This is a genomic window from Streptomyces sp. CBMA291 (assembly GCF_014596525.1).
Lineage (GTDB): Bacteria > Actinomycetota > Actinomycetes > Streptomycetales > Streptomycetaceae > Streptomyces.
In genome coordinates, this window is the sequence record NZ_MSJP01000089.1 from 97093 (window position 1) to 105304 (window position 8212).

Sequence of the window (8212 nt, forward strand, 5' to 3'; positions counted from 1 at the left end):
CTGCCGGGCCCGCGGCGTACGCGGTATCAGCCCCGTCCGCCCGCCGGCGCGCGGCGACCGGGTTCGGCGGCGGTGTACATGACGGACCGCTGCTGCTTGTGGCGCTGGACGAGGCCCTTGGCCACGAGCGACTCCAGGGCGTTGCGTACGACCTGCGGGGTGGGGGCGCGGTCCGGGTGCAGCGCCATCAGCTCGTCCCGCAGCTCCTTCGCGAGACGCGGCTCCTCGTGCCCGCCGAGCAGGGACAGCAACAGATCGCCGAGCAACGGCCGGGACGTGCCCTTCGCAGCGGTCCGGGCCGTCCTCCCCGTCCCCGTCGGACGCCGCGAAGGCGCGACGGCGGAGGAGGAGGCGGCGGGCGCCCGGTGTGACACCGACCCGGCGAGCGAGGGCTCCTCCTGGGCCTGCTCGGGCAGAGGAGAGGGATCGGACAGGCCCTCGTACCGCTCGGCGAGTTCGAGGATGTCGACAAGCAGGGCTTCCTCCTGCCTCAGCATCCTGAGCGTCTCGGCCAACTCCTGCTGGCGCCGGCGGTTCTCCTCCAGATCCGACGAGGCCTGGTCGACGAGCCGCGCTCGGAGCGTGGGGGCTGATGAGCTGGTCACACCGTTCACTCCCTGGCAATGGACGACGCTGCGCATGATACCTACACCATGGCAGCCACGCGGGAGACACGGAACACCTCTCTCCGAAATAACCGCCTTGACCGGTTACGAAGGGAGCCGGATAGTGGTCTCGCACGGACAGTGAGTGGAACGCGACCCATGAGACGACAAGGGAGACCGGCCATGAACAGGGACGTCACGGGGGATCCGGCAGCGGCGGCACGCCACGAGCGCTTCGGCAGGCTTCCCGAGCGGATCCGATTCGAGGACATGACCGAAGAGCAGGAGACCGGGCCGAACTCGGGCGTGCCCGAGACTTACGACCCGGAAGGCACGTGGAACCACCTCCCCTTCCTGGGCCTGGGCCTGGTGCTGTAGCACCCCCTCGCACACCCGCCCGCGAAGGCACGACGCACGGCCCACCCCACCCGCGGCGATACACATGTGCGGGCACACCGAACGAGACAAGCACACACGTTTCCTCCGACCATCGGCACCGAGGTGCCCGCCTCCCCCGGGGAGACGGGCACCTCGACACATCAGGGCCCCTGCCGCGCGATCAGCTCCAGGTACGAATGGAGGAGATCGTGTCGTTGTACGGGTAGTTGAGCGTGTTCCACGTGAAGTTGTTCTGGAAGACGCCCTGGATACCCGTGAAGTTGTTGTCGTTCCACGTGTAGAGCGTCTTGGCGTTCTGGATCTGGATCGAGGAGATCGCGTCCTGCAAGTACTCGACCCCGGAGCTGGAGTTCTCCCACTTACCGAGATCGGGCGAGTAGGGGTCGTTGCCGACCGACCACCAATTGCAGTGCTGAAGGTTGTAGTCACGGCACAGCGACCACCCGTTGGCCGTCGCCGTGGCCGAAGCCTGAGGGGCGAGAGCGAGCGAGGCGACGCCGAGCGCCGATGCGGCCATGGCGAGCGCGGCCAGCGACTTCGATCGGATCGGGAAACGCATGGTCAACCTCCGTGGATCGGAATCGGATGTCGTGCGGATGAGACGTCGGAACGTGCTTCTGCTCCCCGGTGGCCGCCGAAGCGGGCTCGGGCGACCACCGGAAACCTGGAGGGCGACCGCACCAGGGCGGCCACGTCCGGCCGAGCGACCTCAAGGGCGTACGACCCCGGGGACGCCTGGCCCCGTGGATGACTGGCCCCGGGATGCGTGCCCCCAGAGATACGTGGCCTCGGGGTGTACGGCCTCAGGGCTGTACGGTCGCCTCTGCCGAAAGCGCCGCGCGCCAGGCTCCGGACAGGGCGATCTCCTTGAGCCGGTCGACGGGGAGCGCCGGATCTCGGCGCACCCCCGGCAGCCGGTACGCATGGGTGTTCAGCTCCGTGACGGCGACACGCAGCCCGTCGGGCCGCCAGATGTCGACCGACCACGCCAGGGCTCCCTCGCCGCCCTTCCGGGGGTGCTCCCGAGCGAGCCTGACCCGGGTGCCGTCCGCTTCCCGCACGGCACCCCGGAAGATCTCCTCCATGGCCTTGTCGCCCGGCTCCCACTCCTGGACGGTGACCGCGACCAGACACCTGCCCCGGCCGTCGTCCACGGTGAGATGCCCGTAACCCGCCGCGCCTCCCTCGTCGCCCGTACGCAGACCGCCGGGCACCGCCCCGCGGACGATCTCCGTGATCGTCGCCGCGGGCAGATACTGGAAGGACCGCGTGGGGGAGGACCCCGGGGGAGGCGAAGGGACGGCCGCGAGCACGGGTTCCCAGCGGTCCGAGACGGCGATCTCGGCGAGCTGACGATCACTGAGCGGCGGAGCCGGCCGACGGGGGGACGAACCCCCGCCGTCGCTCGTACTGGACGCCGATACGACGACCTGCCCCCCGTCCCGGCCGGTGCGCACCGCAGTCCACCGCTGCCCGGCGTCGGGGTGGGCCTCGTCGGCGGGAGACTTGTCCAGGACGAGGGTGGCGCCGTTCCCCAGCCGGGTCAGAACACATCGACTGTACGGGTGTTCGGAGGTGTCCGGGCACTGTGAGAGCCGAGGAGGGACAGGCAGCGGGAGGCGCCCGACCGAAGCGGACACCTGACCGGCACCGCGGTACGTCAGAAGCACGGGAGCGAGCGGATCGTTGACGACGGCACCGGAATCGCGTACGTCGAATCCTTCGCCGCGCGGCACCAGCGCCCGCAGGGTGTGGGCCACGGAGGGCGGGCCGTCGTGAGAGAAGCCCGGGGCGGACGGGGAGCCGCACCCTCCGGCCAGGACGACGCAGAGGGCCGCCAGGGCTGTGTACGCGGAGGCGCGGCGGGGGAGTGACGAGGGGTGGTCCCGCTCGACGGACGCACTCATGCGGGTCCTCTTCCGGGTGGGGAACGACTGGAACCGGCATGCAGGGAGGTTTCCTGCCGACCGTCGTGCGCGTCCCCAGAGAATACGTGTGAACATCCTTGCGGGGCAAGGTGTTTACACCTTTCTAGATACGTATCTAGTGGGCCGAGGTGCACGGCCGAACTCTCACCAGAGGCGGCCAGTCAGCTGACATGCCCTGCGCTCCTCTCCGGCCCCATGGCCGTCCTGGAGAGGCTCCGGCAACGCCGGCTCAACCACCTGGGAATCCGGAGAGGAGCCTCAAGAGACCGAACTCCTCCGGCATGTCCTGGCCGAACCATCCACCGAGAAGCTGCCCCAGCTCCGGAAAACACGCATGCCACTCCCAGTGGGTGCGCGGAGTCTCCGGCGGCGGCGCCTGACCCGTCAACCACCCGAAGAGCGGAAGGCCGTACGGAGAAGGGCGGAAGCGCGGACTGGTGAACGCACTCCGACCCCGGGCACCCGCTCAGGCGCGAGGACGCCCGGCCACCGCAGCGCGAGCGAGCATGCCCTCAAGGTCGAAGACCGCGGCGTGAGGCGTGTAGTCGCCGTCGATGCGCAGAAGAAGATAGCGGGCGGCGTTGCCAAGGTACTCGAAAGGCTCCCCGGCCACCGAGGCCACCACGTCGCGATGCGCGGCCGCCGCCGTCGGCCCGAGCGCGGTGAGGGAACCGAGGGCCGCCAACCTGACACCCTCCGGATACGAAGGCGAGACGAGACCGGCCAGAACAACGGCGGCCACCGGATCCCCCGTGTGCTTGCCGACCGCCTCGGCGCACACGACGCGCACATGCGGATCCAGGTCGTCGGTGGCCGCCGCGAGCAGGACGGCGATCACCCCGGCGGCCAGGACACCCGCAGGCAGAGCAAGCAGACCGACGGCACCCCAGCGACGCACGGTGGCGTCCAGATCGCCGAGCGCCTCGACGAACCGGGGAATCAGAGCGGGATCGCGCCGGCCCACGGCATCGGCCGTGTCGAGGATACGGGCGAGAGGGTAGGCGCCGTCGACGCGCGAGGCCTCGTAACCCTCGACAGGGGAGCCCTCGGACAGGAAGCCGTTGTCGTGGACGGCGAGAAGATGGGCACGCAACGCCTGGTCGAGCCGCTGTTCCACCTCCGCGTGCGCCGGGTCACCGGCGAGGTTGCGGACCTGATCCGGGTCGGCGACACAGTCGTACAGCTCCACACCCGGCTTCTCACCCCAGAAGGCGGACTGCACCTCGTCCAGACGCCCGGCGAGGTGCTCGGCCTCCCAGGACTGATACCCGGCCGCGAGCCAGGCGAAGGCCTGATGCGTCCCATAAGGCCGATGCGGAGCGTAGTTGCGGATGTAGCGGTAGCGGGCGTCGCGGACCGTACGGACCATGTCCAGGCGCTCGTCCATCCGATTGCGCATGGAGAAGGCGAGCCCCTCGGCGGAGTCGAAGAAAGTACGGGCGAGACTCCCGCCCTGCATGTGCGCGGGCACCACACCGCCGCCGAGTTCGACGACCGTGGGCGCGATACGAAGGGTGGAGACGGCGGCTTCGACACGGGTTCCGGGGGCCGGGAAACGATCCGCGTAGCGTTCGGGGGCGGCGACGATCAGCGGGACGTGCAAGCCCTCGTCATAGCACCAACGCTTCGAACGAGGGTTGACGCCGCCATGGTCGGACGTGTGGATGACGATGGTGTTGTCGAGTTCACCGTCCTCCTCCAACTCGGCGAGCAGCCGCCCGACGAACGCGTCCATGGCGGCGATATGACGGTAGTAGTGCGCGAAGTCGCCACGGATCTCCGGAGTATCGGGCAGATAGGCGGGCAACCGCACCGCATCCGGGTCGACGGTGAACTCCTCGCGGCGGAAGACCGCGCTCTCGTGCGTCGGATCGAAATTGAACACCGCGAGGAACGGGGCACCGTCGGGCCGATTGCGCCAATGCGCGGTACGCGAGGAGTCGTCCCAGACGGCCTGAGGGTCGGCGTCGCAGTTGTAGTCGGTCTTGGCGTTGTTGGTGCAGTAGTAACCGACACCACGCAGGACCTCCGGGTAAGTGGTCATCCACTCCGGGACGGGCGCGCTGGCACGCATGTGGTGCGCCGGCCCATGACTCTCCGGGGCGACACCGGTCAGCAAGGAGAAGCGCGAGGGCGCGCAGACCGGCGCCGGACTGTGGGCGTTGACGAAGAGCGTTCCCCGCTCGGCGAGCGCGTCGAGGTGAGGAGTGGCGGCGAGCGGATCGCCGTAGCAGCCGAAGCGGGGCGGGCAGTCCTCACTGACGGTCCACAGGATGTTGGGCCGGGACAAGCTCATCAGGAGGCCTTTCGAAGGAGCCGTGAAGCGGGCACAGGAGGTCGCCCACCTGCGACGACGGTTGCTGGAACACGTCATGGGAAACCGAATCACGCCCGGCAGACCTTGAAAAGGCCCACCAGACATGATTCGGCGTCCCGCCGTCCAGGATTTAAAGTTCTGCCACTTGGCATTCGTGCCACATTGACCTGGCGGCAACTCCGCGCCCGCTGCCACCCGCGTCTTCCCGCACGGCCACGGCCGATCCAAGGTCGTGCAGGCCAGTACCTCCAGTGCGACCCGCAGGGACTCCCCGGCCAAGACATGCGCGGCACCCGTTGGCGTTGACCTGCTTGTGGTAGGCGGGAGAGACCACTGGGAGGTGACGGACGCGATCGCCTGAAAAGTTCCAGACCGGCTCGCAGTGGCTCCACCCGCCGGAGGAGTATGGCAACTGGCTAGGCGTCTACAACCGGCTACGGATATGGGCCGTCGACGGCACCTGGGAACGGGTCTTCACCACACTCGTCGCGCAGGCCGATGCCGAAGAAGATCCCGACTGGGCCGTCTCGGCCCACTCCACCATCGTGCGCGCTCACGAGGCATACAAGCAGCGGAACACCATCGAACGCTGTATCAACCGCCTGAAATATTGGCGAGGGCCCGCGACCCGCTACGAGAAGACCGCAACCATCTACCTGGCCAGACTCCACATCGCGGGCACCACTCGGGGTTGGTCTCATCGGACTTTGACGTCGCAGGTCAGATACGGTGCGGGCATGATTGAGGCTCTTCCTTCCGACGTTGACGTGCCCGGCGAGATGCTGCTCGCTGGCTACTTCGTAGCAGTGCCCGAGCGGCTCACGGTCTCGGGATTGCCCCGTACAGAGCGGCTGACGTCGGCGTCCGACTGCCTGATCGATCGGTTTCCGGATGACGGCTGCTGGTTCGGCACGGCACAGGAGGCACTCGCGGCCTGCCTGCCCCTCCAGCTGCCCGTGGACGCGCGTCTGTACGCCCTGGTGGTGCCCTCTGAGCATGCCGGCGGATTCGTCACCGACATCCGCGCGGCCGGGACGGACGAACCGGTGCTGCTGGCCCACCTCGACGGTCAAGGAGCCGGCGAGACCGCCCAGGAGGTCGCCGAGGGCGGGCAGAAGCTTGGCTGGGAGGTACTCGGCTACGACTGTGGCCTGCTCCACACCTGGCTCTGCAACGACCTGTACGAGGATGGCAGGCTCCACCTCGGAGTGGACACCGATGAACGCGGTCTGCTGCCCGACCGGCAGACCGCCCTACGAGTTGCCGCCTGGGCGAACAGCCGAAGAGACACCAAGCCCGTCACCTGGTTCCCCGGCACCCTGATCGAATGGGACACCCCGATCAAGAGCGGCCTCGACCCCGCCATCAGCAAGGCCCCGGTACGTTTTGCGTAGCTGTCTTGGTAGGGCTGGCTTCTCTGGCATGTTTGGGTGTCAGGTTGAGCCTGGTATTGGTACCGGTCGTACTTTGCTGAGAGCGGTTAATCCTGGTGGAGGTGGGTCAGGGGCCGTCTCGGGTGAAGCGCCGTAGGGCCTGCTCTGCCTCGGCAGTGCCCAGGCGCAGGGTGGTGTATTTCAAGATCTGGTAGTGCTGCTGGGCGATCAGGTTCAGTCGATCGTTTTGGTGGAGAGCCCCGGGCCCGGATTCGGCCAGTTGTCGCCCTCTCCGGCGGTCGGCCGGTACGGCTTCGCGGCGCCGATGTTCTTCAGCCTCGGCATCGCCTCCGGCTTCAGCCGGGCCCGGTGGGTGTAGCGGGCCGCGTTCAAGACCGGTGACCAGCTCGTCCGGGTGCAGCTCGGGTAAGTACGAGGGCAGGAAACACAGCCCGGTCTGTTCCTCGTGGCCGTCGAGCCGGGCCTGGACGGTCTTCGAGCGGGGGGGCCGAGTGCCGGTCGATGTTCAAGTGGTCCTTCCAGGCGAGGTCGCTGACAAGCCGGGGCGAGGAAACGGCACATGACCTTCGCGTCGGACCGCTTCGTGAACACCCTGGAAGACATCCGGCCTTCTGTGCTGATCGCGGACATCACGCTCACGGAGAACCGGTTCCCCATCTGACGGACGACCAGAGCCCGTCCCCGCTCGCCCCAGGTGTGACTGGCAACCTGGGGCGAGCAGACCCCGGCCTGGCCGGCGAAGAGAACCTCACCGTTCTCCGCCTTCGCCTGAGCCCGGCCCCCAGCCAGGTCTCTTCGTGCCAGAAGCAGACTCCTTTCACATCCTGCTCGACAGCCCGCTCATCCAGACGCTGGAACGTCAAGCCCCGGCATGCCGAGGCACTTGCCCACCCCCGGCTCGGTAAAGCAGGCCCCCGGCACATGCTGAAGACCCACTCGCCTGCCAAGCCAGTGCCTAGAACCGACCAGAGAACCCCAGGCCACACGAAGTACGGCCAAGAACAACCTGCCGGACCGAGACCCACTCTCCACCTCAAGCAGAACCTGATACACGCCAACCCAGCAGCCGCACAGACGCGCCAACACCAGCCCCGGCCCTTGCGGCCTGCCACCTCACCCACCAGCCACCCACCACCCTGACCGACACCCACAACAAAACCGCGCCCCCAACCCCGCCCCCCAACAACGCGGACACCGCCAAACAACCGCACCCACACACACGCAACTACCACAACCACCCACCCCCACCAGACCACTCACACACAACCAACAACCACGAACACAAAGAATTCCAGACCAATATGACTACCCATCAAACAAAGAATAGACCGCACTAAAGAATCCAAGAATAAAATCCGAAACCAATTAACCCGAAAGGCAAGAAACCATTATCCGAAAACAAGCAGCACCCTGCCCCGTAGCCAGCCGCTTTTACTGCGATTCGCGGAGCGAATCGCAGCGGTTGGATCGCGGAGCGATCCAACCAGGCGTCACGAAGTGACGCCACCAACTGCACTGCGGAGCAGGGCAGTTGAACCGCCGCGTAGCGGCGGCGCGTCGCGTCTGCGG

At 67.6% G+C, this 8212-nt stretch carries 7 protein-coding genes and 1 pseudogene; 3 read left to right on the plus strand and 5 right to left on the minus strand.

All coding sequences use genetic code 11. The annotated features are described in order from the left end of the window. Positions 1–26 precede the first annotated feature (26 nt). Positions 27–605: a hypothetical protein gene (locus BU197_RS21690; protein ID WP_188269971.1), complete on the minus strand. Its 579-nt coding sequence runs from the start codon at positions 603–605 to the stop codon at positions 27–29. 183 nt (positions 606–788) lie between these two features. Between BU197_RS21690 and BU197_RS21695 the strand changes: the two genes are divergently transcribed. After that, positions 789–983, plus strand: a complete 195-nt coding sequence (locus BU197_RS21695) for a hypothetical protein (protein WP_188269972.1) — start codon at positions 789–791, stop codon at positions 981–983. Positions 984–1164: 181 nt separating this feature from the next. On the opposite strand, the gene BU197_RS21700 is transcribed toward BU197_RS21695, so the two are convergent. From BU197_RS21700 to BU197_RS21710, 3 genes are all read right to left on the minus strand, one after another. Further along, the gene (locus tag BU197_RS21700; protein WP_188269973.1) at positions 1165–1563 is read right to left on the minus strand and encodes a hypothetical protein; all 399 of its coding nucleotides are present in this window, start codon (positions 1561–1563) and stop codon (positions 1165–1167) included. A 244-nt stretch (positions 1564–1807) separates the two neighbouring features. Continuing rightward, entirely contained in the window at positions 1808–2911 is a 1104-nt protein-coding gene (locus tag BU197_RS21705) for a hypothetical protein (protein WP_188269974.1), read from the minus strand. 487 nt (positions 2912–3398) lie between these two features. Then, positions 3399–5228, minus strand: coding sequence for a sulfatase-like hydrolase/transferase (locus BU197_RS21710; RefSeq protein WP_188269975.1), 1830 nt, complete (start codon positions 5226–5228; stop codon positions 3399–3401). A 578-nt stretch (positions 5229–5806) separates the two neighbouring features. Here BU197_RS21710 and BU197_RS30655 point away from each other — a divergent pair. Both BU197_RS30655 and BU197_RS21715 read left to right on the plus strand, forming a co-directional pair. After that, positions 5807–5923 (plus strand): annotated as a pseudogene (locus BU197_RS30655) (IS5/IS1182 family transposase); the annotation flags it as partial. Between the two features lie 63 nt (positions 5924–5986). Then, on the plus strand, positions 5987–6643 hold the full coding sequence (locus BU197_RS21715) for a hypothetical protein (protein ID WP_223183753.1): 657 nt from the start codon (positions 5987–5989) through the stop codon (positions 6641–6643). A gap of 213 nt (positions 6644–6856) precedes the next feature. Here BU197_RS21715 and BU197_RS21720 read toward each other — a convergent pair whose 3' ends face one another. Continuing rightward, positions 6857–7015: a hypothetical protein gene (locus BU197_RS21720; protein WP_188269977.1), complete on the minus strand. Its 159-nt coding sequence runs from the start codon at positions 7013–7015 to the stop codon at positions 6857–6859. Between the last annotated feature and the right edge of the window lie 1197 nt (positions 7016–8212).

Excerpts from the sequence above, each read along its gene's own strand:
- BU197_RS21700 (WP_188269973.1), bottom strand. The coding sequence starts at position 1,563 with ATGCGTTTCCCGATCCGATCGAAGTCGCTGGCCGCGCTCGCCATGGCC.
- BU197_RS21715 (WP_223183753.1), top strand. The coding sequence starts at position 5,987 with ATGATTGAGGCTCTTCCTTCCGACGTTGACGTGCCCGGCGAGATGCTG.
- BU197_RS21705 (WP_188269974.1), bottom strand. The coding sequence starts at position 2,911 with ATGAGTGCGTCCGTCGAGCGGGACCACCCCTCGTCACTCCCCCGCCGC.
- BU197_RS21710 (WP_188269975.1), bottom strand. The coding sequence starts at position 5,228 with ATGAGCTTGTCCCGGCCCAACATCCTGTGGACCGTCAGTGAGGACTGC.
- BU197_RS21695 (WP_188269972.1), top strand. The coding sequence starts at position 789 with ATGAACAGGGACGTCACGGGGGATCCGGCAGCGGCGGCACGCCACGAG.